We start from the raw sequence: 25186 nt of genomic DNA on the forward strand, positions 1-25186 counted from the left end.
CCCCACCGACCAGAAAGGGCTTGCCATGACGGGCGCTCAGGCCATGGATTCTCACCAGAACGCCGATGGTGCGGTGGCCGCGCGGTTGCGCGAGGTCCGCCGCCGCATCGCCGAGTCGCTGGCATCGGCGGTGGGGGAAGCACCACTGTCGACCACGCTGGTGGCGGTGTCGAAAACCCATCCGGTGGAGGCGGTTGAAGAGGCGTTGGCGGTTGGGCAGCGCGTGTTCGGCGAAAACCGCGTGCAAGAGGCCAAAAGCAAGTTTCCTGACTTGAAGGCGCGGTTTCCAGACCTGGAGTTGCATCTGATTGGCCCGCTTCAAACCAACAAGGTCAAGGACGCGGTCGCCCTGTTCGATGTGATTCAAACGTTGGACCGGCCCAAACTGGCCGAAGCGTTGGCCGATGAGATGGCGAAATCCGGTCGCCGCCCGCGCTGCCTGATCGAGGTCAACACGGGAGAGGAACCGCAAAAGGCCGGGATCGCTCCGGCGGACGTCGAGTCGTTTCTGGCTGATTGCCGGAATCGCCTGGGTTTGCCGGTCACGGGGTTGATGTGCATCCCGCCGGTGGACGAGGAACCGGCGATGCATTTCGCTCTTCTCTCCGACATGGCCCGCCGTTTGGGTCTGGCCGAGATCAGCATGGGGATGAGCGGCGACTATGAGACCGCCATCCGTTTCGGGGCCACCCATGTTCGAGTCGGCACGGCGATTTTCGGTTCCCGCCCTTATCCGGCGGGCTGACCGGTCGGATTTGGCCCGATGGGGGGCGGGACCGTCAGCGCGCTCCCCGGTCCACAATCGGCCAGCAGCGCCAGCAGATCGTCCAAGGCCAGGGCGACGCAGCCCGCCGTTGGGTCCCAATCCGGGCGGGCGATGTGCAGAAACACCGCGCTGCCCAACCCGGCGATCACCGGGTCGTCGTTGTGGCCCATCACCACGATCACGTCATAGACACCATCCTCCCGCCACAGCGCCTCGTGGCTGGTCGGGTGCGGGCGCGTGACCGGGCGGTTGTAGGCCGGATCCTCCGGCGCGTCGCACCAGCCATCGCTCGGATTGATGGGGCGGATGGGCAGGCCGGTGGCGGGTTGCGTCAACCGGTCGGCCCGCCACAACACCCGGCGCAGCGGAAAGCGACCGACTGGCGTGGCCCCATCGCCCTCGCGCTTGTCGGTGCGCACGCCGCCGCGTCCCAGCGCGCAGCGGGCACGGCGATGGTTCCACATCACCCAGCCGTCCGGATCGACGGTGATCTCCACGGCCCCGCTCATCCGGACACCCGCAGGGCCGGTGCGGCGGGCTGCGCGGTTTTGCGCGACTGTTCGTATTTGGCGAGGTTGCGCATCATCGTTTCCGACAAGGCTTCGGGGGTGGCCGCCGTCGGCGCGTTGCCATTGGCCGCCTGCGCGTTGACCATCGTGGAGCCGGTCATCGGCGCGGCGAACTTCGGTGCGCTGTGCTTGGCCAGGGCGGAACTGGCCAGCGGGGTGTCGCGCGCGGGCATCTTGCTGGGTGTCGGCACCGCTCCACCGGACAGGCTGCTGACCGGCGTCGGTCCCGGCCCGGCGGCGGACAGACGGATTGGGCCACCGGCCCCGCCGTTGGCCTCGGTTGCGGCCCGCTGCGGAGCGGCGGCGCTGGGCGTGGTGGAGGCGGCCGCCTGGGGGGTGGCCATCTGGGGGATGGTCTGCGGCGGGGTGGGGGTGGTCTGCGCGACTTGCACCGCCGCGCCGTTGGTCGTGGGTGCGGTGGAAGGAACCACGGGGGAGCCGGTGGTGGAGGCCGTCGCCGTCCCCCCCGTGGTGGTCGCAACGGCAACCGGGGCGGCGGGATGGACGCCCTCCCCGAAGCCGAGCGAAGCCATGACGTGATCGCCCACATCTTTGCCGCTGGATTGTTCGATCACCGCGTTGGTGACAGACACCAGACCGCCGACGACGCCGCCATACAAGAAGCCACCCATCACCCGCGCGGCGGGATTCAGGGTGTCACCGGTCAGGTTGCGGTAGAGCGTGCCAATGATCGGCAGATGCTGAAGCGGGTTGATGACGTCCAGGATGTCGCCAAAGGACAGATCGTTCGGGATCTCAACCCGTTCGCCGTCGCGGCTGACCATCGTCGTGGTTTCACGCTCGCGGGCAACCACCGGGCGGGTGGCGGCGGTGCTGTCGTAGGACGCGGCGTCGATGGCCATGGGCGTGTCTCCCGGCGAAGGTTGCTGACCAGGAAAGCAAGGGGTGTGCCAACAACAGCAAGGGATTTCGGGAGCAACGACTCGGTGAAAAGGGCGGATTTCACCGCTCCAAAGCCACGGCCACCCGGAATCGGATTCCCCCAGGGGAGGGCGGCGGCAAAAACTGCCGGTCGGTCGGGCGCGCTGGGGCGATTCCTGCCCGCCGCGCTCAACCGACGGCGGCGCGGTCAGAACATGTGGCCGCTGCGCTCCGCCTTCGTCCGCAAATACCCCTCATTGTGGCCATTCGACGGGAAGATGTGGGCAACGCGTTCGACGACGTTGATGCCGCACCGGCCAAGCTGGCGCAGCTTCTCGGGGTTGTTGGTCATCAGCCGGACGGCCCCATAGCCCAGTTGACGCAACATTTCGGCGGCGGGGAGATAGACCCGCTCGTCGGCCTCAAAGCCCAGAATCTCGTTTGCGTCCACGGTGTCGAATCCCTTGTCCTGGATCCGGTAGGCCCGCAGCTTGTTGACCAGCCCGATGCCGCGCCCTTCCTGGGCCAGGTAGAGCAGCACGCCGCTGCCCTGGCGGGCGATCTCGGCGATGGCCCCGCGCAGCTGGTCGCCGCAGTCGCAGCGCAACGATCCCAGCAGATCGCCGGTGAAGCATTCCGAATGCAGCCGGGCCAGAACCGGATGGGCGGGATCGGGGTCGCCGATGACGATGGCCAGATGCTCCGGCCCGCCATCGGCGGGGCGGAAGGCGAAAATCCGGGTGTTCTCGGCCCCGCTCAACGGCACGCGGGCGTCGGCCACCCGGCGCAGGGTGCGCACGACATGGCTGCGGTAATCGGCGACGTCGCGGGCGCGCACCAGCAACAGATCATGCTCGGCGGCCCATTCGGCGGCGCTGCGGCTGGTGTCGGCCACCGCCGCCGTGATGGCGGCGGGCAGCAGCCTGGCCAACCGGACCAGATCGACCGCCGCCGCGTCGCGGCTGTGCGCGTCCATGATCCGGGCGGTCAGGCCGGGCGGAACGACGATGCCCTTGGGCGGTTGTTCGGGATCGGCCAGCGCGTGGGCCTGGTCGGCGGTCAACCCACCAGCACAACCCAGCGCCACGACGCTGCCCGACAGGGCGGGGGAGTCGTCCTCCCCCTCGGTCAGCAGGCCCAGCACGATGGCGCGGCGGCGGGTGATCGCGAGCCCGGCCACACCGCCGGTCAGGCGCTTGAGCCGTTGCACCGCGTCGATGGCCACCGATTCCACCGACACGGCGGCCCCGACGCTGCCGTCGGTGTTTTCAATCGCGACCACCTCGCCCCGGCGCAGCGCGGCCAGCGCGCGGTCCACGGCGCGCACGGCGGCCTCGTCGATCGAAGGAATCTGGTCTGGGCGGCGTTCGGGCTGCATGGTCGGGGTACTTCGTGGCGTGTGCGGAAGACGGGTGCGCGAGCGACTCGACAGAGATGGTGCGCGGGGCGGGCGAAGCAAAGCGCAGGTGGCGCGCCCCTGTCCAGCGTTTCCCGCGCGCCAGACCGTTGCCGGGAACGCAACGGTGGGCGAGTGCGCGCAAAATGCCCGATCGGCCGACTCAAGATTCGGGACAAACGGCTGAACCGGCCCCGAGCTTCCGGGGCTTGCCGTGGGCTGGTGCTGGCGCGCTATGATGCGGCGGTGCGCAAGGCGCGGGCCGATGGCACGCTGCCGCGCATCGTCGCCAAATGCATCTGATCCCACACTTCCGGGGGCCGCACCCGGGAATCAACCAAGGAACCCATTGTCGTGGTGTTGCACGCCGTGCTGTCCAGCGTCCCGTCGCCCGATTCCTACGCCCTGCGGATGCTGGCGGCGGTGGAGCGGGCGGGTGGTCCGTCGATCACCGTCCACCGTTTGCCCGGTCCACACCCCCAGGTCGATCCGTCGGCGATTTTGGCGGCGGAGCTGTTGACGCCTCGCCTGCCCGACGGCGCGGTGGTGTTGGTGGATGCGCTGGCGCTGCCCAATCTGGCGGCGGCGCTGGCGGTGGAGGACCGGCGTTTGCGTCTGGTTGCTCTGGTGGACCGGCTGCGCTGGGCGGATGCGGGGGATGGGGGCGACGGTGACACAAACGGCGCGGCGGCGGCGCGGCGACATCTCGAACAGGGGGTGTTGGCCCTGATGCGGATGATCGTGGTTCCGGACCGCGCGGTGGCCGATGCGGTGATCGCGCTGGGACTGCCGTCCGCCATTCTGTTGCGGGTGGAGGATGACGAGCCGGGCGGGCGAGCGCTGGTGGAGCGGCTGGAGGTCTTGGCCGGTGCGTTGGCGCTGTCCGGCGCGGACTGACGGCGTGTGATGTGGACCAAACGAGGTCTGACGTGGACCAAACGAGGTCTGGCGACAAGGAGTTGCGGCCCGTGCTAAGGTCCCGGCGGTGTTCCCGGTATGGTTTCTTGCGCTCATGACCTCTGTGAAACGCATTCTTCTGGTCGATGACGACAGCGCCCTGCGTCAATCGCTGGCCGAACAGCTCCGCCTGTTGGAGTCGTTCGAGACGGTGGAGGCGGGCGACGGGGCCGGGGCGCTGGCCGCCGCGCCGGAGGGTGGGTTTTCCGCCATCCTGCTCGACGTCGGGCTGCCGGATATGGACGGGCGCGACGTGTGCAAAAAGCTGCGGCGCGACGGGGTGCGCTGCCCGATCATCATGCTGACGGCGTCGGCCACCGATTCCGACACCATCCTGGGTCTGGAATCCGGGGCCAACGACTACATCGCCAAGCCCTTCCGGCTGGGGGTGCTGCTGGCCCGGCTGCGCGCGCAGCTCCGCCAGTTCGAACAGACCGAGGACGCGGTGTTCGCCATCGGTCCCTACAGCTTCCGCCCTGCGGCTAAGCTGCTGCTGGACGAGGCGAAGAACCGCAAGATCCGCCTGACCGAAAAGGAAACGGCGATCCTGAAGCATCTGTACCGCGCGGGCGATCAGGTGGTGGGGCGCGACGTGCTGTTGGGCGAGGTGTGGGGGTACAACGCCGACGTCACCACCCACACGCTGGAAACCCACGTCTACCGCCTGCGCCAGAAGATCGAAAGCGACCCGTCCAGCGCGCAAATCCTGGTGACGGAACCCGGCGGCTACCGTTTGGTGCCGTAAGGCGAGCCGCCGCGCGCGTCGGTCTGGCTGCCGCGCCCGGCGATGGTGATCTGGGCGGTGATGGCGGGCCAACGCTGGCGGCCACGGCCCAGGCCGACCGGCGGCTTGCCCGGCAACCCCCACAGGCCGCGCCCGCGCGCCACCACCGGCAGCAGCCGCATCTTGCGCCCGACGATGGCCAGCCGTCGCCGCCAATGGCCGACGATGTGCGCCGACAGGCCGATCCGCCGGGCGATCTCGTCGTCCGACAGCAGGGCGCTGGCGGGATCCTGCAACAGCTCCAACGCGGCGCGGCGCTTGTCGCTGTCGGTGTGGCGGGAGTGTTTGCGCTCCAGCGCCTTGCCGATGTCCCACAGCTTTTCCGCCGTCTCGCGGGCCAGACCGCGCCAGCGTTCGGCCTCTTCCTTGTGGCGGTCGAGGTCGGTGGCGGCCTTGTCGAGCTGGCGGCGCAGGGTCGCCAGTTCCAGTTCCAGATCCTTCACCTGACGGCGCAGGCCGTGCACCAGCTCGTCGGGCGGGGGCGGTTGCGCCGGGGCGCTGGGGGTGACGACGGTGGGCGGCGGCTCCGGGGCCGGTCGATCCTCGCGGGCGCGTTCGGCCAGATCGCGGAAGGTCATTCCGGCGCGGGACAGCATGATGCGGGCGGCGCGCAGGGCGGACAAGGCTTCCCCCTGATGCTCCGACTCGGCCATCGCCAGGACTTTGGCAAGCTTGTCTGGATCCATCCGTCGTCAGGTCCGTCCTCTGGCCCGTCGGCCCCCTCGGGCGAGGGTGGCGGCGAGCGGGAAACCGCGCTGTGCGCGATGACCGGCACGCTACCACATCTTATGCGTTTCACCACATTCCGATCATTGGGGAAAGCCCGGTCTTGGGGGCGGCGCGCGTCACCGGGCGGGGTGGAAAATCCTCGACTTGGGCGGCGGTCCCCGCCAACATGACCGGGCTATGACCGCCGGACCCGCGCCCCTTTCCGCCTCCGATGCCGCCCAGGCTGCCGCGCCCTTCACCGTCCGGTTTTGGGGCGTTCGCGGCAGCATTGCCTCCCCCGGTCCCGACACCGTGCGGTATGGTGGCAACACCGCTTGCATCGAGGTCCGGTGCGGCGACGCCCACATCGTGTTTGATTGCGGCACGGGCATCCGCCCCTTGGGCGAACGGCTGGCGCGCGGCGGGCCGGTGGACATCGACCTGCTGCTGACGCACAGCCACCTGGACCACATCTGCGGTCTGCCTTTTTTCGCGCCCGCCTTCCATCCGGACAGCCGTCTGTGTTTTTGGGCCGGGCATCTGCCGCCGGACCGGCCTTTCCGCACCGTGCTGTCGGGGATGATGACGGCCCCTCTGTTTCCGGTCCCGGTCGAGATCTTCCGCGCCGATTGCTGTTTCCGCGACTTCACCGCTGGGGAGACGTTGGAACCCAAGCCCGGTGTGACCGTCCGCACCGCACCGCTGAACCACCCCGACGGGGCCACCGGCTACCGTGTGGAGTGGGGCGGCCGCAGCCTGTGCGTGCTGACCGACACCGAACACCCCGCCGAGGGCCGCGACCCGATCATTCTGGAGCTGCTGCGCGGGGCGGACCTGATGATCTACGACAGCACCTACACCGACGCCGAATACCCGGCGCGCGTCGGCTGGGGGCATTCGACCTGGCAGGAGTGCCTGCGCCTGGCCGAGGCCGCCGGAGTCGGGCGCGCCGTGATCTTCCACCATGACCCGGCCCGCACCGATGACGAGTTGGACGCCATCGCCGCAGCCGCCCAGGCCATGCGCCCCGGCTCGCTGGTGGCGCGCGAGGGCATGGAACTGACGCTCTGACCCGTTTTCCCCGTCTTTCGCATCCCTGCCACCCGTTGGGGAGTCGATGTCACAGTTTCGGCCTGTGACAATTCTGGTAGAAACAGGGGAGGGGCCGCGCGGAACGCGTTGGGCGAACCGCGATGGGGCGGGGGCCGTGCGGCGTCGGGGGTGGGGGAAAAGGATGCCGAAGGGGCTGCGGGCGCTCGCGCCGCTGTGTCTGATCGCCGCCGGGTTGGCGGGTTGCGCCTCGCAACCGGGGGCGGGGCTGGGCGACGGGCCACGCTCCATCGTGATGACCCATCCCAGCGGCGAAACCGTCGCCGCCACCTATTGGCGACCGGGAACCGGGTATGATCCCGACGCCATGCGCGAGATCGCCATCCTGTTCCGCGACCGGCGCAGCGGTGAAACCATCCCGGTCGATCCCGCCCTGATCGACATGCTGGTCGAGTTGCGTCAACGCACCGGCGCGCCTGCAGAGGCACCGATCCGCCTGACCTCCGGCTACCGTTCGCCCGCCAGCAACGCGCTGTTGGCCAAGACCAACGCCAACGTCGCCGACAACTCCTATCACATGCGCGGGCAGGCGGCGGATTTCTCGATTCCCGGCGTGTCCCCGGCCCGCTTGGCCGAAGAGGCGGCGGCGATGCAGCGCGGCGGTTACGCCATGTACCCCAGCACCGGCCACGTCCACGTCGACACCGGCCCGTTCCGCACCTGGACGCCGAAGGGCGGCGGTGGCGAGCCGCGCGGCGGCCAGGCCGTGCAGGAGGCCCGCGCGCCGCAGAAACCCGCCGCCGTCGAGCGGGTGGCGCTGGCCGATCTGGCCCCGCCGCCCCGCCCGACTCCGGTCCCGAACCGACCGCTGCCGACCGGGCCGATCGTCATTCCCGCCGCGCTGGTCGCCCCAGAGCCGACGCTCCCAACTCCGGCGAAGACCGTGCCCAGCAAAGCCCCGGTGGCCAAGGCCCCGGTTCCGCCCGATTTGGGGCGGGTGCGTGCGGTGCTCGTCCAGTTGAAGGAGCAGCCCGCTCCTCCCCCGGCCAAGAAAAAGCCGCAACAGCAGCCCTGACCCCGCTTTTCCACCCGGTCGGGCGGAAAAGCGGCGCGGTGTCCGCGTCACCGATCCGGAATCACCGATCCAGGATCACAGATCCAGATCGATCAGAACCGGCACGTGGTCGGACGGCTTCGGTTCCCAGCCGCGCGCGTCGCGCAGAACGCGTTGGCCGCGCAAGGCGTCCTTCAGCGGCGGCGTCACCCAGACGTGATCCAGGCGGCGGCCCCGGTTGGACGCCGCCCAATCCTTCGCCCGGTAGCTCCACCAGGTGTAGAGCTTGTCCGTCGGCGGCACGAAATGGCGCATCGCGTCCACCCAGCCGACCGACGCCTGCAGCGCCCCCAGCTTTTCCACCTCGACCGGGGTGTGGGACACGACGGAGAGCAACTCCTTGTGGCTCCACACATCCTGTTCCAGCGGGGCGATGTTGAGATCGCCGACCAGCACCATCTTTTGATCGGCCCGGCGTTCCGCCGCCAGCCACGCCGTCATGTCGTCGAGGAACTGGAGCTTGTGGGCGAATTTGTCGTTCACCGCCGGGTCGGGGATGTCGCCGCCCGCCGGAATGTAGACGCAATGCAGCTCCACATCGCCGGGCAGCGTCACCAGGGCGTGGCGCCGGTCCTCCTTGCCGCACCAATGGCGGACGGCGGGGGCGGTGAAGGGCAGGCGCGACAGGATGGCGACGCCGTTGTAGCTCTTCATCCCGTGGATGTGGGTGTGGACGTAGCCCTGCGCGATCAGGGGATCGAGCGGGAAATCGGCGTCCACCACCTTGGTTTCCTGCAAACAGATGACGTCCGGCTGCTCCTCCGCGATCAGGCGCAGCAGCAGGTCCAGACGCATGCGGACCGAATTGATGTTCCAGGTGACGATGCGCATGGTCGGGCCGCTCACGCGCTGGTCGTGGTGGTGCCGTGCGAGGGGGCGATGGTCAGGGTCAGCGTGCCGACCCCCTCGACCGCGCCGCTCAGCACGTCGCCGCTCACCACCGGGCCGACGCCCTCGGGCGTGCCGGTGTAGATGAGATCGCCGGGTTGCAGCTCGACCAGCCCGGACAGATAGGCAATCGTCTCCGCCACCGACCAGATCAGATCGGCCAGATCGCCGCTCTGCCGCAGCGCGCCGTTCACCGACAGGGTGACGGCCCCGGCGCTGGGGTGGCCGATGTCGGCGGCCTTGCGGATGGCGCTGCACGGGGCCGACTGGTCAAAGCCCTTGCCCATGTCCCAGGGCTTGCCCTCTTTCTTGGCGGCGTTTTGCAGGTCGCGCCGGGTCATGTCCAGCCCAACGGCGTAGCCGAACACATGGTCCAGCGCGGCCTCGACCGGGATGTCGCGCCCGCCGCGCCCGATGGCGACCACCAGCTCGATTTCATGGTGCAGGTTGGCGGTCTTGGGCGGGTAGGGGACCGTCGCCCCGTCCGGCACGATGGCGTCGGCGGGCTTCATGAAGAAAAAGGGCGGCTCGCGCGTCGGGTCGGCCCCCATCTCGCGGGCGTGGGCGGCGTAGTTGCGGCCGACGCAATAGATGCGGCGAACGGGAAACGGATCGCCGCCGGTCACGGGAACGGTGGGCTGGGACCACAGGGGAACGGCGTAGGCCATGATCGGACGGCTCTTGCGGTGGTGTGGAGCGGGTGGACTCCAGAGGTACCCGAAACCACGCGGCGGACCAAGCGCCCAACGGAGGGGCGCGATCACCGCCTTGATCCGACCAGGACCGACTCGATGGCGAGGGGGCGGCACGAAGACGCCCGGTCTGGGGGGGACCGGGCGTCGGAAGCTCCGAATGTCGGAACCCGCAGGCGGCAGGGGAAACCGCAGGGCGGGCGATCATTGCCGAAAGCGAGTCTGATCGCTTCTTAATGCATCAAGGTGGCGTTTGTTTGATGCACAACCAATGCGTAAATCGCATGATAGGTATGCGTTTGCTGTGCGCCGTGCGGTTCTTGCTGACAAAGCGGATGGTTCACCCCATGTTATGCATTCATCTTCCATGATCATACAACGACGGCACTTGCGGTGACTGACAACGAGCGTTCCACCCCCGCCGACCGGCGTTCGCGCCTGCGTCCCGGCAAAAACGGCAAGCTCGCCCTTGGCCCACTTCCCGACCTCGTGGGGTACAACCTCCGCAAGGCGCAGGTGGCTTTGTTCCAGAGCTTCCAGAACGCGGTTTCCCCGCATGACGTGACGCCCGGCCAGTTCGGCGTCCTCATCATGATCCGCGAGAACGAAGGCCTGTCCCAATCCGATCTGGGCACGGCGGTCGGCATCGACCGGTCGACCATGGTCGCGGTGATCGACCGTCTGGAGTCGCGTGGCCTTGTCGTGCGCGCGCCCTCGCCGAACGACCGCCGCTCCTACGCCCTGCGCCTGTCGCCGGAAGGCCAGGCCCTGATGGATGACCTGATCCCCCGCGTCCAGGCGCACGATCAGGGCATGGTCAAGGACCTGACCCCGGAAGAGCAGGGCCAGTTCATCGACTTCCTGCGCCGGGTGTCCCGGTCGAAGTGACGCCGGTTGGCGCGGCTGTGGCCGACGCCGCTGCGCACGGTTCAGCAAGAATGCTAAGCAAAAAGGGGACCGTGCGATGCGCGGTCCCCTTTTTCGTTGGCCAAGACCCCTTCGTTGACCAACAGGTGATGCCGATCACCGCTTGCGCTGCGCGTGCGCGGCGGCGGCTTGGCCGAAGGCGTGCAGCAGGGCGGTGGAGAGGGAATCCTCCCAGAACCGCCACTCGGGGTGCCATTGCACGGCCAGGGCGAAGGCCGGGGCCGCCGTCACCCGCACGGCTTCGACCAGACCATCGTCGGCGCGGGCCTCCACCGACAGGCCGTCGGCCAGCCGGTCCAGACCCTGGGCGTGCAGGGAGTTGACCATCACCGACCCGGCCCCGTTCGCCAAGCCGGCCAGCACCCCGCCCGGCGTCAGGTGGACACGGTGGGATGGACCGTATTGGACGGTGAGAGGGGCCGATTTGTCCTCGCGGTGGTTGGTGTATCCGGGGATCTCGTGCACCCGCTGGTGAAGCGTGCCGCCCAGCGCGACGTTCAACTCCTGAAAGCCCCGGCAGATGCCCAGAAGCGGCACGCCCATCTCCAGAGCGGCGAGGATCAGGGGCAGGGTGGTGGCGTCGCGGGCGGGGTCGTGCAGGGTCCCGGCTTCGCTGGCCGGGCCACCGTATCGGTGCGGTTCGACGTTCGACGGGCTGCCGGTGATGAGCAGGCCATCCAGCCGACCGACCAGATCCTCCATCTCCAAGGCACCGCCCAGCGCCGGGATCAGCAACGGCACGCCCCCGGCCCCGTCGGAGACGGCGCGCACGTATTTGTCGCCGCAGACGTGGAACGGGCTTTCGCCGATGCTGCGGAAGCAGGCGGGAACGCCGATCAGCGGCTTGTGCGTCATGATGGGCCTCCGGTGGCGCGCCGGAACGGGCGGGCGCGGTGGATCAGTTGCTCTTACCGTAATCCGATCCGGCTTTGGGTTCCTTGAAATAGAACAAATCGGATGGGAGGGTGACATCGGTGCGCGGGTTCAGCAAGGCGACCTCGGTCGTCAGACCCTGGGCGTCGAGCACGCGCCATTTGCGCAGTTGGAAGGGGCGATCCTCGAACACCAGCGTCATGGTCCCTTTGCCCGCCTCCTTGGTTTCAACCAGGCTGACCTCGACGACGCCGGGGGCCTGGAACACGTTGGTGACGGTCACGTCGCCCGACAGCTTGATCGCCTTGCGCAGGATGACGTCGGCCATGGTGGTGCCGATGGGCGCGCTCGACTGCTGCCGCATCTCGCCGTCCCAATAAAAGATGAAGGTGCCGTCGGCGACGACGAAGTCGGTGATCGGCTTGTCGTACTCCAGCCGCATCTTGCCGGGCCGCGACAGATAAAAGGTGCCGGTGGCCTGCCGTCCGTCGTTGGCGACCTGGACGAATTTGGACTGAAGGCTTTGGACGCCGTTCAGATACTGCTCGACCTGGGCGATGGCGGCCTTGTCCTGCGCCGACAGCGTGGCGGCGACGGGCGGGGCGGCAAGGGCCGGGGCGGGCGCGGTCAGCGCGCCGGCGGTCAGCAGAAGGGCGGCGAGGAAGCGGGCAAGCACGGGCGGTCATCCCTGGACAGCATCAACCCGACCGTCATAACCGGGCGTTGTGGCGGACATAAGGCGGACGGGCCGGAAAGCCAAGGGCTGATTTGCCGGTGTGGACGCCCCCGGTGCGAAGACCGGGGACGCCCATCCGTGCCTTACAGCGGCTGGCCGCGAATCATCCGGGGCAGGTCGCCGACGATGCCCATGGCGTGGCGCATGAAGAAGCGTTTGACCGGCGGCAGGCGGTTGACCAACCCCATGCCCAGATCGCGGGCCAGCCGGATCGGTGGGATGTTGTTGGAGAAGAGATGCACCAGCCCGTCGCACACCGCCGCCAGCAGCACGGTGTCGAAACGCCGCCAGCGTTGGAAACGGGCCAGCACCTCCGGCCCGCCAACGTCCAGCCCCAGCCGGTGGGCGTCCACGATCACCTCGGCCAGGGCGGCGACGTCGCGCAGCCCCAGATTCAGCCCCTGGCCCGCGATGGGGTGGATGGCGTGGGCGGCCTCGCCGATCAGGGCCAGCCGGTCGGCGATGAAGCGTTCGGCCAGCAGCACCGACAGCGGCCACGCCTCGCGCCGGGTCGCCAGGGTGATGTCGCCCAGATAGCCGCCGGAGCGCCGGGTCAGCTCCTCGATGAACTGGTCGTCGGGCAGATCGAGGTAGCGTTTGACCAGCGCCGTCTTTTCGCTCCACACGATGGAGCAGCGGTTCTCGGTCATCGGCAGGACGGCGAAGGGGCCGTTGGGCAGGAAATGCTCCACCGCGATGCCCTTGTTGGGCTGGGAATGGCGGATGGTGCAGATGATGGCGCTCTGGTCGTAGGCCCAGCGCCGGACCTTGATGCCCGCTCCCTCGCGCGCCAGCGATTTGCGGCCGTCCGCCCCGATCACCAGCTTGGCCCGCACCGTCCGCCCGTCGGCCAGGGTCACGCTGGCCCCGCTGCGGTTGCGGGTGACGGCGGTGGCCTTGGCCGGGGCGATGTGGATCAGGCCCGGCAGTTCGGCCGCGCGGGCGAACAGCGCGCGGCGCATGTCCTTGTTGTCGAGAATCCAGCCAAAGGGCCGGTGTTCGCCGTCCACCGCGAGTTCGGTGTGGTCGTAATGGACGAACAGCGGCGAAAACTGGTCGGCGATGCGGATGTCGAGCATCGGCCCGGCGTGGTCGGCCATGTGTGTCCACACGCCCGCCCCCTCCAGCACCTTCATCGAGGCGTAGGCGATGGCGGTGGTGCGGATGTCATAGGCCGCGTCGGCCTGCCGGTCGGGGCTGTCCTGGTCGATGCAGACCACCGGGACGCCCGCCGTCGCCAACGCCGCCGCCATGGAAAGACCGGCCAGGCCGCCGCCCAAAACCACCACATCGGTCGTCACCACATCGGTGGACGGCGGGGTGCCGGTGGCGTCGGTGGGGGGCGTCTGCGCGCTCGGGTTGCCCGATTCGGCCATGATGTGCTGTCCTTTGCTTCGCGATCCTGGCGTGAGGTGCGATGGACAATTGTCCTCCGCCGGGCCGATGTCCAGTGCGGCGGCGCGCATCCAGCGACGGACAGATTGTCGCTGAACAAAAAAAAGGCATATGATGCCGTTTTAAGCGCCCAATCCGCAGGCATCCCCTCGCGCTTGCGGTAGAAATCTTGCGGCACGATTCTTGAAGCCATTGATTTTTGCGGTCGAGACGAACAGGCTCGAATCCGAACGGGACGCCCCCCGCCAAACCGGCGGACGGGAAGAACCCAGACGGGTCGATCTGATCGGCCAGGACCGGAACAACGCTTTTTAGGGGAAGCCACATGAAACTGGTTATGGCCATCATCAAGCCGTTCAAGCTCGACGAAGTGCGCGAGGCGCTGACGTCGCTTGGCATCCAGGGCTTGACCGTCAGCGAGGTCAAGGGTTTCGGTCGGCAGAAGGGCCAGACGGAGATCTACCGTGGTGCGGAATACTCGGTGAGCTTCCTGCCCAAGGTGAAGGTCGAGGTCGCCGTGTCCGACGACCAGTTCGAACAGGTGGTCGAGGCGATCCAGAAGGCCGCCAACACCGGCCGCATCGGCGACGGCAAGATCTTCGTTCTGGAAATTGCCCAAGCCGTGCGCATCCGCACCGGCGAGACCAACGGCGAGGCGCTCTGATCCTTGTCCACCGTGGCGGCCCTGTTCCGGTGTGCCGGGGCGGCGGTCGGTGGTGGATGATTGTCGGCCCTGGTCCGGGTTCGCCTCTGCGGGGGGCGGATCCGGACGGCGCGCTGTGTGTCTTTTCGAATGGTTCTTGCCTGGATTCGGCGCGACCGGACCGGCTTTGCAGACTTGTTCCCTCCCGGTTCCGCCGATAGGATCGACCGCGTTGTCGCGGGGGCGGTTTTCGACGTCGGTTTTCGTCGAAAAACCGGCCTGTGCGGCGACGTGGGCCTGTGCGGATTGGGAAAGGTGTGCGGCGTTATGGTGTCTGCCGATTTCAGCGTTCATTCCGGTGCCGTGTTCAGCGAGGCGATCGGCAACGACCGTCTTGACCGGCTGACCGATTATCCCTTCACCCGGCTGGCCAATCTGCTGGCCGATGTCACGCCGCGCGCCAACGTCGCCCCGGTCATGCTGTCGGTTGGCGAACCCCAGCACACGCCCCCCGCCCTGATCGACGAAACGCTGCGCGCCCACACCGCCGGGTGGGGCAAATACCCGCCGGTTGGGGCCACCCCCGAATTCCGCGCGGCCGTTGGCGATTGGCTGACCCGCCGCTACGCGCTGCCCGCCGGGCTGCTGCACGCCGACTCCTCCGTTCTGCCGGTCTCGGGCACGCGCGAGGCGCTGTTCATGCTGGCCCTGCTGGCGGTTCCGCCGCAAAAGGCCGGTCGCCAGCCCGCCGTTCTGATGCCGAACCCCTTCTACGCCCCCTATGAGGGGGCCGCCGTGCTGGCGGGGGCCGAGCCGGTCTTCCTGTCGGGCACGCGCGAGACCGGCTTCCTGCCCGACCTCGACGCCCTGACGCCGGAGCTGCTGGAACGCACCGCCCTGTTCTACCTCTGCACCCCGGCCAACCCGCAGGGGGCCGCCGCGTCCGCCGCCTATCTCGCCAAGGCCATCGGGCTGGCGCGGGAGTATGGCTTTGTCCTGGCGGTGGATGAATGCTACGCCGAAATCTATCTGGACCGCCCGCCGGTCGGCGCGCTCCAGGTCGCGGCCGCGCTGCCGCACGGCGGCACGCCCTGGTCGAACCTGCTGGTGTTCCATTCCCTGTCCAAACGGTCGAGCGCGGCGGGGCTGCGGTCGGGCTTCGTCGCCGGGGATCCCGTGCTGTTGGGGCGTTTCTCCCGCCTGCGCAGCTACGCCAACGCGGGCATGCCGCTGCCGGTGGTGGCGGCCAGCACCGCCCTGTGGCGCGACGAGGCGCATGTGGAGGAGAACCGCCGCCTGTACCGCGCGAAGTTCGCCGCCGCCGAGGCCGAATTGCAGGGCCGTTACGGCTATTACCGCCCGGATGGCGGCTTCTTCCTGTGGTTGGAGGTGGGCGACGGCGAAGACGCGGCCAAGCGGCTGTGGGCCGACGGCGCGCTGCGCGTGCTGCCCGGGGCCTATCTGGCCCGCAACAACCCGGGCGAGCCGAACCCCGGCGCCGCCTTCATCCGCGTGGCGCTGGTGCAGGACGCCGACACCATCGCCGCCGCCTGCGCGTCCATCGTCCGCATTCTGGGCTGATCCTGGGATGACCCTGGGGGGCTGATCCGGGGCGGCTGACGGCGGTCCAAGGCGCTGTTCCCCCGTTGCGCTGTTCCTGTGAGTTCGTGTTTCGATCGTTTGTGTTTTGACCGCTGCCGTCCGCCCCGCTCCCGATGAGCCGGGCGGACCGAGAACGAGGTTTCGACCCATGGCCCGACCCGCCGGTCCTCCTTCCGCGCGCCCCCGGCCCAGCCTGGGGCGGACCGCCGCCGCCCGTCTGGGCGCGCGCGATGAAAAGATCGCCGAGCAAAAGATTGTCGGGCAGGACGCCCCCAAGGACCGCGCCCGCGCGCCCAGCGCCCGCGAACAGGCCGCGCCCTTCTTCTCCCCCGCCATGCGGCGGCTGGTGGTGGCCCGCGCCCGCGAAGCGATGGGCTTTGTCATGGGTCTGTTCGGGCTGATGCTGATGGTGCTGCTGGGCAGCTACGACCCGTCGGATCCGTCCTGGAACTCGGTCCCCGCCGAGGTTGAAACCATCCACAACCTGTTCGGCCTGCCGGGGGCCTATCTGGCCGATGTGCTGATCCAATCACTGGGCTGGGCGTCCTTCGTCATCGCGCTGGTCCCTATGTTCTGGGGCTGGCGGCTGGGGGCGCAGCGCAGCCTGGGCAACCCGATGTTCCGCACGGTGCTGGCGCTGTGGGGCGTGATCCTGGTGGCGATGGCGCTGGCCGGGCTGACCACGGTGTCGTCCGACCCGCTCGCGGCCCTGCCCGGCGGCAGCGTCGGCGCGGTGATGCTGCGCGGCGTGACCAACCTGTTCGGCGGCACGCCGATGGTGGCGACGGTCGCCGCCTTTTCCGGCGGCTTCGTGCTGTTCCTGGCGGCGGGCCTGTCCATCGCCGAATGGGTTTCCGGATTCAAGGCGTTGGGGTCGGGTACGGTCAAGGCCAGCCGGTACGCCGCGCGCGGCGCGCATTACGCCGTCAACACGGTGGGGCGGCGCGGCGTGGCGGCGGCGCGCAACGCGGCGCAATCGGCGCTCCAGACCGCCAGCGGCGCGGTGGACGAGGCGCTGGTGCGCCGTTCCCCCGGCCTGGAGCGGCGCACCCGCGCTGCGCCCAGCTTTGGCGAGGAGCCGCGCACCGACGCCCACGGCCCGGCGCAGGTTCCCCCCGCCGGTCTGGACGCCGCCCCGCTTCGTCCCTTGACCGCTGATGAAGACGACAAGGCCGTGCGCCCGATCCCCATCGTCACCCGCAAGCCGGAGGCCCCCCCGGCCCAACGCTCCCTGCCGCTGGATCTGATGGAGGAGGACGAGGAGGAGAGTTACGAGCTGCCGCCGCTGACCCTGCTGCAAGCCCCGCCCCCCGGCGTGCGCGGCGAGCAGGTGGACGAGGCGCAGTTGCAGCGCAACGCCCGCCAGTTGGAAAGCGTCTTCAGCGATTTCGGCGTGCGGGGCGAGGTGCGGAAGGTCCATCCCGGCCCGGTCGTCACCCTGTACGAGCTGGAACCCGCCCCCGGCACCAAATCCTCGCGCGTCATCGGGCTGGCCGACGACATCGCCCGTTCGATGAGCGCGGTGTCGGTGCGCGTCGCCGTGGTGTCCGGGCGCAACGTCATCGGCATCGAACTGCCCAACGCGCGCCGCGAAACCGTGCTGCTGCGCGAGCTGCTGGCGTCGGAGAGCATCGAGAAGAGCGGTTGCAAGCTGGCGCTGGCGCTGGGCAAGGACATCGGCGGGCACCCGGTGGTCGCCGACCTCGCCCGCTTCCCCCATCTGCTGGTCGCTGGCACCACCGGGTCGGGCAAGTCGGTTGCCATCAACACCATGATCCTGTCGCTGCTGTACCGGCTGCCGCCGGAGCGCTGCCGCTTCATCATGGTCGATCCCAAGATGCTGGAACTCTCGGTCTATGAGGGCATCCCGCATTTGCTGACCCCGGTCGTCACCGATCCGAAAAAGGCGGTGGTCGCCCTGAAATGGGCGGTGCGGGAGATGGAGGACCGCTACCGCAACATGTCCAAGCTGGGCGTGCGCAACATCGAGGGCTACAACGCCCGCCTGCGCGAAGCCCGCGAGGATGGCGAGTCGCTGACCCGCCGGGTGCAGACCGGCTTCGATCCCGACACCGGCAAGCCGCTGTTCGAGGAACAGCCGCTCGATCTCACCGAACTGCCCTACATCGTCGTCATCGTCGATGAGATGGCCGATCTGATGCTGGTGGCGGGCAAGGACATCGAGGCGGCGATCCAGCGCTTGGCCCAGATGGCGCGCGCGGCTGGCATCCACCTGATCATGGCGACGCAACGCCCGTCGGTGGACGTCATCACCGGCACCATCAAGGCCAATTTCCCCACCCGCATCAGCTTCCAGGTGACGAGCAAGATCGACAGCCGCACCATCCTGGGCGAACAGGGGGCCGAACAGCTTCTGGGTCAGGGCGACATGCTCTACATGGCCGGGGGCGGGCGGGTGACGCGCGTCCATGGCCCCTTCGTCTCCGACAGCGAGGTGGAGCAGGTCGTCCGCTTCCTGAAGGCGCAGGGCGAGCCGAACTACGTCGACTCGATCACCGAGGACGAGGACGGCGAGGGCGGTTACGACGAGGGTGGGGCGCTGTCGGCCACCGGCGGCGGATCGGGCGACGATCTCTACGACAAGGCCGTCGCCGTCGTCTGCCGCGAGCGCAAGGCGTCCACCAGCTTCATCCAACGGCAATTGCGCATCGGCTACAACTCCGCCGCCCGCCTGATCGAACGGATGGAGACCGAGGGCGTCGTCAGCAAACCCAACCATTCCGGCAAGCGCGACGTCCTGGCCCGCAACATCGACGAGTGACGGCGAGCGCGGAGCCTGCGTGGTGCATGAACACAGCGGTCAGGCCGTTTCTGACCGCGTGCAGGTTGTTGGGGCGTGGATTGACAACCGCCGGTTCGCTCACCAATATTGGGGGTAGGCGGACAGGGGCTGCTTTCCCCCGTCCGCCCGCCCGATCTTAGTGCAGAAGGTCAAGCAACCGCTTGACGATCTCCAGCACCAGGATCAGGAGAGCGAGGATCTTCTCCATCCTCAGCACCTCCCGGTAGTGCGGCGGCGATGGCGGCCAGTCCGCCATCGCGTCCGCCGCCTGATTTTGACAAAAATGCGCAAGAACACAATTGTGTTCCACCGAGGGATGTTCCCTCGGCGGCTGTTACCCGCGCATCGGCAGCAGCGATCCGGCCAGGAACAGGCTGGCCGCCGCCACCACCACGCTGGGGCCGCCCGGCAGATCCCAGGCCAGCGAGGCCAGCAGACCGGCCACCACGGCGGCGACGCCGAAGACGGAGGCCAGGGCCGCCATCTGTTCGGGCGTGCGGGTGAAGCGGCGGGCCGAGGCCGCCGGGATGATGAGCAGCGAGGTGATGAGCAGGATGCCGACGATCTTCATGGCGATGGCGATCACCATGGCGATCAGCAGCATGAAGGCCAGACGCAGGGCGTCCACCGGCATGCCTTCCACCCGCGCCAAATCCTCGTCCACCGTGACGGCCAGCAACCGCCGCCACAGCAGGGCCAGACCGGTCAGCGCCACCGCCCCGCCGCTGTAGATCCACACCAGATCGTTGACCGTCACCGACAGGATGTCGCCGAACAGATAGGCCATCAGATCGACGCGCAGCGTTTCCAGAAAGGCCAGGGCCACCAGCCCCAGCGACAGCGAACCGTGCGACAGGATGCCCAGCAGCGTGTCGGCGGCCAGCGTGCGCCGCCGCTGCAAGGCCACCAGGGCCAGGGCCAGGGCCACGCACACCACCATCACCCCGATCATCGGGTTCACGCCCAGCAGAAAGCCCAGCGTCACCCCCAGCAGGGCGGAGTGGGACAGGGTGTCGCCGAAATAGGCCATCCGCCGCCAGACGATGAAGGATCCCAGCGGCCCGGCCAGCAGGGCGATGCCGCACCCGGCGGCGAGCGCGCGGATCAGAAACTCATCCATGGCAGCAATCCCCATCGTGACCGGACACGACGCCACGGTCGGGATCGTGAGCGTGGTCGTGGTGGTGCAGATAGACCGCCAGTTCCGCCGCGTGGCGGCCGAACAGGGCGTGGTATTCGGGGTGGCGGCTGACATCCTCCGGCCGTCCGTGGCAACAGACATGGCCGTTCAGGCAGATCACCCGGTCGGTGCGGGCCATCACCGTGTGCAGATCGTGGCTGACCAGCAGCACGCCGCAACGGTGGCGGCGGCGCACCTGCTCGATGCGGGCGAAGAGTTCGGCCTGACCATGGACGTCCACCGCCTGGTCCGGCTCGTCCAGCACCAGCAATTGTGGGTCGCCCAGCAGCGCGCGGGCCAGCAGCACCCGCTGCATCTCCCCGCCCGACAGGGTTTGCACGGCGGCGTCGGCCAAACGGGTGACGCCCGCCTCCTCCAGCGCCTCGGCGATGCGCTCCGGCGTCACCGGACGCCAGAGGGCGAGGAAGCGGCGGACGGTCAGCGGCAGGGTGGCGTCCACCGTCAACCGCTGCGGCATGTAGCCGACGCGCAGGCCGGGGCGGCGCCGCACCCGCCCGTCGGACGGGCGGACCAGACCCAGCACGGCGCGGGCCAGCGTGGTTTTCCCCGCTCCGTTCGGGCCGATCAGCGTCACCACCTCGCCCGGTTGGACCGCCATGGTGATACCGGACAGGACAAGCCGCCCGCCCAGCCGCACCGACAGGTTTTCCGTCCACACCAGCGGGTCGCCCGGCGGCGTCCCCCCGCTGGGGGCGGGCGTGGCGGGGGCGGGTGTGGCATGCGTGTGACGGTGGGGGTGGGTGGTTGACATGTTATGTTATAACGTGACACATGGGGGCGGGTTTTCTCCTATGCGCTCAAAGCGTGGCCCTGTCCAGAATGTCAAAAAGGATTGCTCCCATGCGCCGTATCGCGTGCTTTTCGGCGGTTGCCGCCCTGATGCTGGCGGCGGGGTCGGCTCTGGCCGACGCGCCCAAGGTCGTCGTGTCGATCAAGCCGATCCATTCCCTGGTGGCGTCGGTCATGCAGGGCGTGGGCGAACCGGCGCTGCTGGTGCGCGGCGGGGCGTCCCCCCACACCTACACGCTGAAACCGTCGGACGCGAAGAGCCTGTCGGCGGCGGATCTGGTGGTGTGGATCGGGCCGGAGATGGAAGGCTTTCTGGAAAAGCCGCTGTCGTCGAACGCCCGCAAGGCCACCGTTCTGACGCTGATGGAGGCCAAGGGCATGCGGCTGCTCGACGCCCGCGAAGGCGGGGCGTGGGAGGCGCACGACCATGGGCACGAGCACAACCATGGCCACGACCACAAGCACGAGGCCAAGGGCAAGGACGCCAAAGCGGCCAAGCACGACGACCACGATCATGACGAGGTCAACACGCACATCTGGCTCGACCCGACCAACGCCCGCCGCATCGTCACCCTGACTGCCGACGCGCTGGCGGCCAAGGATCCGGCCAACGCCGAAGCCTACCGCACCAACGCCGACAAGACGTTGCAGGCCATCGATGCGCTGGACGCGGAGTTGAAAGCGGCGCTGGCGCCGGTGGCGGGCAAGCCCTTCGTCGTCTTCCACGACGCCTATCAGTATTTCGAGGACCGCTACAACCTGTCGGCGGTCGGCTCCATCACCGTCAACCCGGACCGCCGCCCGTCGGCCAAGCGCCTGTCGGCCATCCGCGCCAAGATCAGCGGCCTCGATGCGGCCTGCGTCTTCGCCGAACCGCAGTTCGAACCGGCCCTGATCCGCACCGTGGCCGAAGGGACCAAGGCCAAGACCGGCGTGCTCGACCCCGAAGGGGCGGAACTGGCCGAAGGCCCGGCGCTCTACGCCACGCTGCTGCGCAATCTGGCGGCGTCGCTGCGCGGTTGCCTGGGGGCGTGACGGTCTGACTCTGCGACGCCGGGTGTCTCCCCGCCGGATCGGTCAAAGGGGGGTTAAGCCCGGCCCCTCCCTGTGCTAAAGCCTTGAGTCCGGAATGTCCGGCTGTTTGGTCAGGGAGTGTGGCGTCATGAAGATCGGTGTCATCGGCTGCGCGGGGCGCATGGGCCAGATGCTGGTTCGGGAAATCACGGCGACGGCGGGCTGCACGCTGATCGGCGGCACCGACAAGGTGGGCGGCTCCGCCATCGGCAAGGATCTGGGCCTGCTCGCCGGGATCGAGGCGCAGGGCGTGACCGCCATCGATGATCCGGTGGTGCTGTTCGCCCAGGCCGACGCGGTGATCGATTTCTCCACCCCGGAATCGACGGAGCGTCACGCCGCGCTGGCCGCCCAGGCGGAAACCGCGCTGGTGATCGGGACCACCGGCCTGAACCCGGCGCAGCAGGCGGCGATTGTCCAGGCGGCGACCCACACCGCCATCATCCAGTCGCCCAACATGTCCTTGGGCGTCAATCTGCTGTTGGCGCTGGTCGAGCAGGTGGCCAGCAAGCTCGATGACGGCTACGACATCGACATTCTGGAAATGCACCACCGCAACAAGGTGGATGCACCGTCGGGCACCGCGTTGGGGCTGGGCCGCGCGGCGGCGGCGGGGCGTGGGGTGGCGCTGGAAGACGTGTGGCAGAAGACCCGCGACGGCATCACCGGCGTGCGCCCGCGCGGCGAGATCGGCTTTGCCACCCTGCGTGGCGGTGACGTCATTGGCGACCATGTCGTGATCTTCGCCGGGGATGGCGAACGGATCGAGCTGACGCACAAGGGATCGGGCCGCCAGATCTACGCCAAGGGCGCGGTGCGCGCCGCGCTGTGGGCGCGCGACAAGACCCCCGGCCTCTACAGCATGAAGGACGTTCTGGGCATGTGAGGTTTGGCTGTGTTGCGGGCGGCGTGCGGTGGGCGGCGGTCCGGGCGACCCTGCCCGGTCAGGCCACCTGCGGCAGCCCGTCGCGCGCCAGCACGGCCAGGAAGGCGTCCACCACGCGCGGGTCGAAATGGCGGCCCGACTCGCCGCGCAGCAGATCCAGCACCTCCTCAGCCTCCCACGCCTTTTTGTAGGGGCGGCGGTGGAGCAGCGCGTCGAACACATCGGCGACGGCGACGATGCGCCCGGCCAGCGGGATGGCGTCGCCGCTCAGGCCATGGGGGTAGCCGCTGCCGTCGAACTTCTCGTGATGGCTTTCGGCGATCTCCGCCCCCATCGTCAGGCAATTGCGCTCCCCCGCCCCTCCGGCGTCCCGCAGGATGCTGCCGCCGATGGCGGCGTGTTCGCGCATCTGGGTCATCTCGTCAGGGTCGAGCCGCCCCGGCTTGCGCAAAATGGCGTCGGGAATGGCGACCTTGCCCACGTCGTGCAGGACGCTGGCCAGGCCGATCATGCCGCAAAACTCGTCGTCCAGCTCGTCGGTGAACAGGTTGCGGGCGCGCAGCTCGTGGGCGATGGCGGTGGCCCAGCGGCCCAGCCGCTTCACATGGTCGCCGGTGACTTCGTCCTTGTATTCGGCCAGCTTGCCCAGCGCGTGGACGGTGGCCACCTGCGCCTCTTGCAGCCGTTCCAGCAGATGCAGCGTGTCCAACCCGCTGCCGGCCTTGCCCGCGTACAGGTCGATCAACCGTTGCTCCACCTCGGGCAGCGGGGTGTCGGTCAGAACGCACAGGGCGTGCGGGGCCTGTCGGCGGTTGCGCAGGGGAACCACGGCGTGACCGTCGGTCCAGCGGGGCAGACCGTCGCGCAGGGTGGCGTGCACATCCGCCTGCGCGGCGTCCGGCACGGTGGGCGCGGGCGCGCCGGGGCCGGTGGTGGCCGCTGACAACCGACGGGGGCCGTCCGGGCCATCGGCGCAGAGCAGGACCGCGCCGGGTTGCGGCAGCAGCGCGGCCAATCTTGCGGTCACAGCCTCGCAAAAGCGGGCCTGGGTGGGTTGGGCGAACAGATGGTCGGCGGCCTCCAGCACCGCTTCCATCCCCTGCCGCCCACGCTCGATCAGCGAAATATGCTGGTAGGAGCGCAGGGCGGCGACGGTGGCGGTGTAGAGCTTTTGCGCGGTCAGCTCGCTCTTGGCCTTGTAATCGTTGATGTCGTAGGCGGCGATGACCTGCCGTTCCGGTGCCTGGCCCGGCTGGCCGGTGCGCAGGATGATGCGGACCTGACGGTTGCCCAGATTGTCGCGGATGTGGCGGACCAGGGTCAACCCGGCGTCGTCCGTTTCCATCACCACATCCAGCAGGATCACGGCGATGTCGCGCTGGGCGGCCAGAATCGCGCGGGCGTCCTTGGCGGAATAGGCGGACAGGAACCGCAGCTCGCGGTTTTCAAAGCTGGCGTCGCCCAGCACCACACGGGTGATGGCGTGGACCTCGTGGTCGTCATCGACGATCAGGATCAGCCAGGGCGGGTTGCGGCGTCCGTCCGTCGCGTCGCCGTCGGAAGACTCGTCGGCGAACAGCAGATCGTCGTTGGCGTCTTCCGCCGCTGCCGGGCCGACCATCGATTCCGTATCCTTTGCGTTCTAAGACCTTGCCCCACGACCGCGCCGCCGCGCACCGGGAGTGACAATTTTCGGATTAGCAACGCAAGGCTGTCAACGGCGGACTGCCCCTGAGTGTGGATCGTCTTACGCCGCCGCCTTTTTCCAGGCGGCGGTCAGCAGCCCGGCCCCGATCAGCAGCGACCCGCCGGTGCGGTTGACCGCGCGCTGGACCGACGGCGTGCGCACCGCCTTGCGCGCCGCCGCCGCCAACAGGGCGTACAGCGTGGCGTTCAGCGTTGCCAGCACCAGGAAGGTGAGTTCCATGACCACCATCTGGGCGGCCAGCGGCTGGGCGGTGTCCAGGAACTGCGGCAGGAACGCCACGAAGAAGACGATGCTTTTCGGGTTCAGCGCGGTGACGGCGTAGGTGTGCAGCAGCATCCGCAACGGTGCGACGTCCGGCTGGTCGGCGGAGTCGGTCCCCAGCGTGGTCGGCGCGCGCCACAGCTTGACGCCGAGATAGACCAGATAGGCGGCCCCCAGCCATTTCAGCCCGGTGAACAGCGCGGCGGAGGTGGAGAGCAGAACGCCCAGCCCCAGCATGGAGGCGGTCATGGCGGTGAAATCACCCAGCGCCACCCCGGCCACCGTCGCCATCGCCGACCGGCGGCCATGACCCAGCGCGTAGGACACGACGATCAGCACCGTCGGCCCCGGAATCAGCAGCATGATGGTGGAGGCGGCGGCGAAGGCCAGCCAGAGTTCCAGGGACATCGGACGGATCCTCAATCGGCGGCCGGGCCACGGATCGGGCCACGGATCACGCCGGGGGTGGGCACACGAACCCG

The 25186-nt window shown here is 68.8% G+C and carries 26 protein-coding genes; 12 read left to right on the forward strand and 14 right to left on the reverse strand.

Annotation, left to right across the window (positions count from 1 at the left end):
* The first annotated feature begins 43 nt into the window (after positions 1 to 43).
* Entirely contained in the window at positions 44 to 745 is a 702-nt protein-coding gene (locus tag EJ903_RS07820) for a YggS family pyridoxal phosphate-dependent enzyme (protein WP_126613816.1), read from the forward strand.
* Here EJ903_RS07820 and EJ903_RS07825 read toward each other — a convergent pair.
* The 3 genes from EJ903_RS07825 to ribA form a co-directional block, all read right to left on the reverse strand.
* Positions 730 to 1275, reverse strand: coding sequence for a L,D-transpeptidase family protein (locus tag EJ903_RS07825; protein WP_126613818.1), 546 nt, complete (start codon positions 1273 to 1275; stop codon positions 730 to 732). The two genes, EJ903_RS07820 and EJ903_RS07825, sit on opposite strands and share 16 nt — an antisense overlap.
* Positions 1272 to 2198, reverse strand: coding sequence for a hypothetical protein (locus EJ903_RS07830; RefSeq protein ID WP_126613820.1), 927 nt, complete (start codon positions 2196 to 2198; stop codon positions 1272 to 1274). Before EJ903_RS07830 ends, EJ903_RS07825 begins: the two co-directional genes overlap by 4 nt.
* 227 nt (positions 2199 to 2425) lie before the next feature.
* A complete protein-coding gene (ribA, locus tag EJ903_RS07835) occupies positions 2426 to 3595 on the reverse strand; it encodes a GTP cyclohydrolase II (protein ID WP_126613821.1) in 1170 nt (389 codons plus the stop codon).
* Between the two features lie 153 nt (positions 3596 to 3748).
* Between ribA and EJ903_RS26935 the strand changes: the two genes are divergently transcribed.
* From EJ903_RS26935 to EJ903_RS07845, 3 genes are all read left to right on the forward strand, one after another.
* Positions 3749 to 3916 carry a hypothetical protein gene (locus EJ903_RS26935; RefSeq protein ID WP_158627894.1) on the forward strand — a complete coding sequence of 56 codons (168 nt, stop codon included), beginning with the start codon at positions 3749 to 3751 and terminating at the stop codon, positions 3914 to 3916.
* Positions 3917 to 3967: 51 nt separating this feature from the next.
* A complete protein-coding gene (locus EJ903_RS07840; protein ID WP_210211400.1) occupies positions 3968 to 4510 on the forward strand; it encodes a glycosyl transferase in 543 nt (180 codons plus the stop codon).
* A 115-nt stretch (positions 4511 to 4625) separates the two neighbouring features.
* Positions 4626 to 5315 (forward strand): response regulator transcription factor, encoded by a 690-nt coding sequence (locus EJ903_RS07845; protein WP_126613823.1) that lies wholly within the window; start codon positions 4626 to 4628, stop codon positions 5313 to 5315.
* Here EJ903_RS07845 and EJ903_RS07850 read toward each other — a convergent pair.
* Positions 5297 to 6040, reverse strand: coding sequence for a hypothetical protein (locus tag EJ903_RS07850; RefSeq protein ID WP_126613825.1), 744 nt, complete (start codon positions 6038 to 6040; stop codon positions 5297 to 5299). The two genes, EJ903_RS07845 and EJ903_RS07850, sit on opposite strands and share 19 nt — an antisense overlap.
* Positions 6041 to 6260: 220 nt before the next feature.
* On the opposite strand from EJ903_RS07850, the gene EJ903_RS07855 reads away from it, so the two are divergent.
* A complete protein-coding gene (locus EJ903_RS07855) occupies positions 6261 to 7133 on the forward strand; it encodes an MBL fold metallo-hydrolase (protein WP_126613827.1) in 873 nt (290 codons plus the stop codon).
* A 163-nt stretch (positions 7134 to 7296) separates the two neighbouring features.
* Entirely contained in the window at positions 7297 to 8187 is an 891-nt protein-coding gene (locus EJ903_RS07860; RefSeq protein ID WP_126613829.1) for a YcbK family protein, read from the forward strand.
* 75 nt (positions 8188 to 8262) lie between these two features.
* On the opposite strand, the gene xth is transcribed toward EJ903_RS07860, so the two are convergent.
* Together xth and EJ903_RS07870 are read right to left on the reverse strand one after the other, a co-directional pair.
* Positions 8263 to 9057 (reverse strand): exodeoxyribonuclease III, encoded by a 795-nt coding sequence (gene xth / locus EJ903_RS07865; RefSeq protein WP_126613999.1) that lies wholly within the window; start codon positions 9055 to 9057, stop codon positions 8263 to 8265.
* 11 nt (positions 9058 to 9068) lie between these two features.
* Positions 9069 to 9782, reverse strand: a complete 714-nt coding sequence (locus EJ903_RS07870) for a fumarylacetoacetate hydrolase family protein (RefSeq protein WP_126613831.1) — start codon at positions 9780 to 9782, stop codon at positions 9069 to 9071.
* A gap of 417 nt (positions 9783 to 10199) precedes the next feature.
* On the opposite strand from EJ903_RS07870, the gene EJ903_RS07875 reads away from it, so the two are divergent.
* On the forward strand, positions 10200 to 10694 hold the full coding sequence (locus EJ903_RS07875; RefSeq protein ID WP_126613833.1) for a MarR family winged helix-turn-helix transcriptional regulator: 495 nt from the start codon (positions 10200 to 10202) through the stop codon (positions 10692 to 10694).
* A 135-nt stretch (positions 10695 to 10829) separates the two neighbouring features.
* On the opposite strand, the gene EJ903_RS07880 is transcribed toward EJ903_RS07875, so the two are convergent.
* The 3 genes from EJ903_RS07880 to EJ903_RS07890 form a co-directional block, all read right to left on the reverse strand.
* Positions 10830 to 11588, reverse strand: a complete 759-nt coding sequence (locus EJ903_RS07880; RefSeq protein ID WP_126613835.1) for a gamma-glutamyl-gamma-aminobutyrate hydrolase family protein — start codon at positions 11586 to 11588, stop codon at positions 10830 to 10832.
* Positions 11589 to 11631: 43 nt separating this feature from the next.
* Positions 11632 to 12282 carry a LolA family protein gene (locus tag EJ903_RS07885; protein ID WP_126613837.1) on the reverse strand — a complete coding sequence of 217 codons (651 nt, stop codon included), beginning with the start codon at positions 12280 to 12282 and terminating at the stop codon, positions 11632 to 11634.
* Between the two features lie 143 nt (positions 12283 to 12425).
* Positions 12426 to 13718: a UbiH/UbiF/VisC/COQ6 family ubiquinone biosynthesis hydroxylase gene (locus EJ903_RS07890; RefSeq protein WP_126613839.1), complete on the reverse strand. Its 1293-nt coding sequence runs from the start codon at positions 13716 to 13718 to the stop codon at positions 12426 to 12428.
* A 344-nt stretch (positions 13719 to 14062) separates the two neighbouring features.
* Between EJ903_RS07890 and glnK the strand changes: the two genes are divergently transcribed.
* The 3 genes from glnK (at position 14063) to EJ903_RS07905 (ending at position 18764) form a co-directional block, all read left to right on the forward strand.
* The gene (gene glnK / locus EJ903_RS07895) at positions 14063 to 14401 is read left to right on the forward strand and encodes a P-II family nitrogen regulator (protein ID WP_119831484.1); all 339 of its coding nucleotides are present in this window, start codon (positions 14063 to 14065) and stop codon (positions 14399 to 14401) included.
* A gap of 306 nt (positions 14402 to 14707) precedes the next feature.
* Complete coding sequence (locus EJ903_RS07900; RefSeq protein WP_126613841.1) at positions 14708 to 15961, forward strand: aminotransferase class I/II-fold pyridoxal phosphate-dependent enzyme; 1254 nt, start codon at positions 14708 to 14710, stop codon at positions 15959 to 15961.
* 169 nt (positions 15962 to 16130) lie between these two features.
* Positions 16131 to 18764 (forward strand): DNA translocase FtsK, encoded by a 2634-nt coding sequence (locus EJ903_RS07905; protein ID WP_246015335.1) that lies wholly within the window; start codon positions 16131 to 16133, stop codon positions 18762 to 18764.
* A gap of 157 nt (positions 18765 to 18921) precedes the next feature.
* On the opposite strand, the gene EJ903_RS26940 is transcribed toward EJ903_RS07905, so the two are convergent.
* From EJ903_RS26940 to znuC, 3 genes are read right to left on the reverse strand one after another with little or no spacing between them, the layout of a single operon-like run.
* Complete coding sequence (locus EJ903_RS26940; protein WP_158627895.1) at positions 18922 to 19095, reverse strand: hypothetical protein; 174 nt, start codon at positions 19093 to 19095, stop codon at positions 18922 to 18924.
* A 24-nt stretch (positions 19096 to 19119) separates the two neighbouring features.
* Positions 19120 to 19905: a zinc ABC transporter permease subunit ZnuB gene (gene znuB, locus EJ903_RS07910; RefSeq protein ID WP_126613843.1), complete on the reverse strand. Its 786-nt coding sequence runs from the start codon at positions 19903 to 19905 to the stop codon at positions 19120 to 19122.
* Positions 19898 to 20737, reverse strand: a complete 840-nt coding sequence (gene znuC, locus EJ903_RS07915; protein WP_126613844.1) for a zinc ABC transporter ATP-binding protein ZnuC — start codon at positions 20735 to 20737, stop codon at positions 19898 to 19900. Before znuC ends, znuB begins: the two co-directional genes overlap by 8 nt.
* Before the next feature lie 89 nt (positions 20738 to 20826).
* On the opposite strand from znuC, the gene znuA reads away from it, so the two are divergent.
* Positions 20827 to 21810: a zinc ABC transporter substrate-binding protein ZnuA gene (znuA, locus tag EJ903_RS07920; RefSeq protein WP_126613846.1), complete on the forward strand. Its 984-nt coding sequence runs from the start codon at positions 20827 to 20829 to the stop codon at positions 21808 to 21810.
* A gap of 127 nt (positions 21811 to 21937) precedes the next feature.
* The gene (gene dapB / locus EJ903_RS07925) at positions 21938 to 22735 is read left to right on the forward strand and encodes a 4-hydroxy-tetrahydrodipicolinate reductase (RefSeq protein WP_126613847.1); all 798 of its coding nucleotides are present in this window, start codon (positions 21938 to 21940) and stop codon (positions 22733 to 22735) included.
* Between the two features lie 58 nt (positions 22736 to 22793).
* Here dapB and EJ903_RS07930 read toward each other — a convergent pair whose 3' ends face one another.
* The gene (locus tag EJ903_RS07930) at positions 22794 to 24356 is read right to left on the reverse strand and encodes an HD domain-containing phosphohydrolase (RefSeq protein ID WP_126613849.1); all 1563 of its coding nucleotides are present in this window, start codon (positions 24354 to 24356) and stop codon (positions 22794 to 22796) included.
* 126 nt (positions 24357 to 24482) lie between these two features.
* Positions 24483 to 25112 carry a LysE family translocator gene (locus EJ903_RS07935; RefSeq protein ID WP_126613851.1) on the reverse strand — a complete coding sequence of 210 codons (630 nt, stop codon included), beginning with the start codon at positions 25110 to 25112 and terminating at the stop codon, positions 24483 to 24485.
* Between the last annotated feature and the right edge of the window lie 74 nt (positions 25113 to 25186).

This window comes from Azospirillum griseum (assembly GCF_003966125.1).
Taxonomy (GTDB): Bacteria; Pseudomonadota; Alphaproteobacteria; order Azospirillales; family Azospirillaceae; genus Azospirillum; species Azospirillum griseum.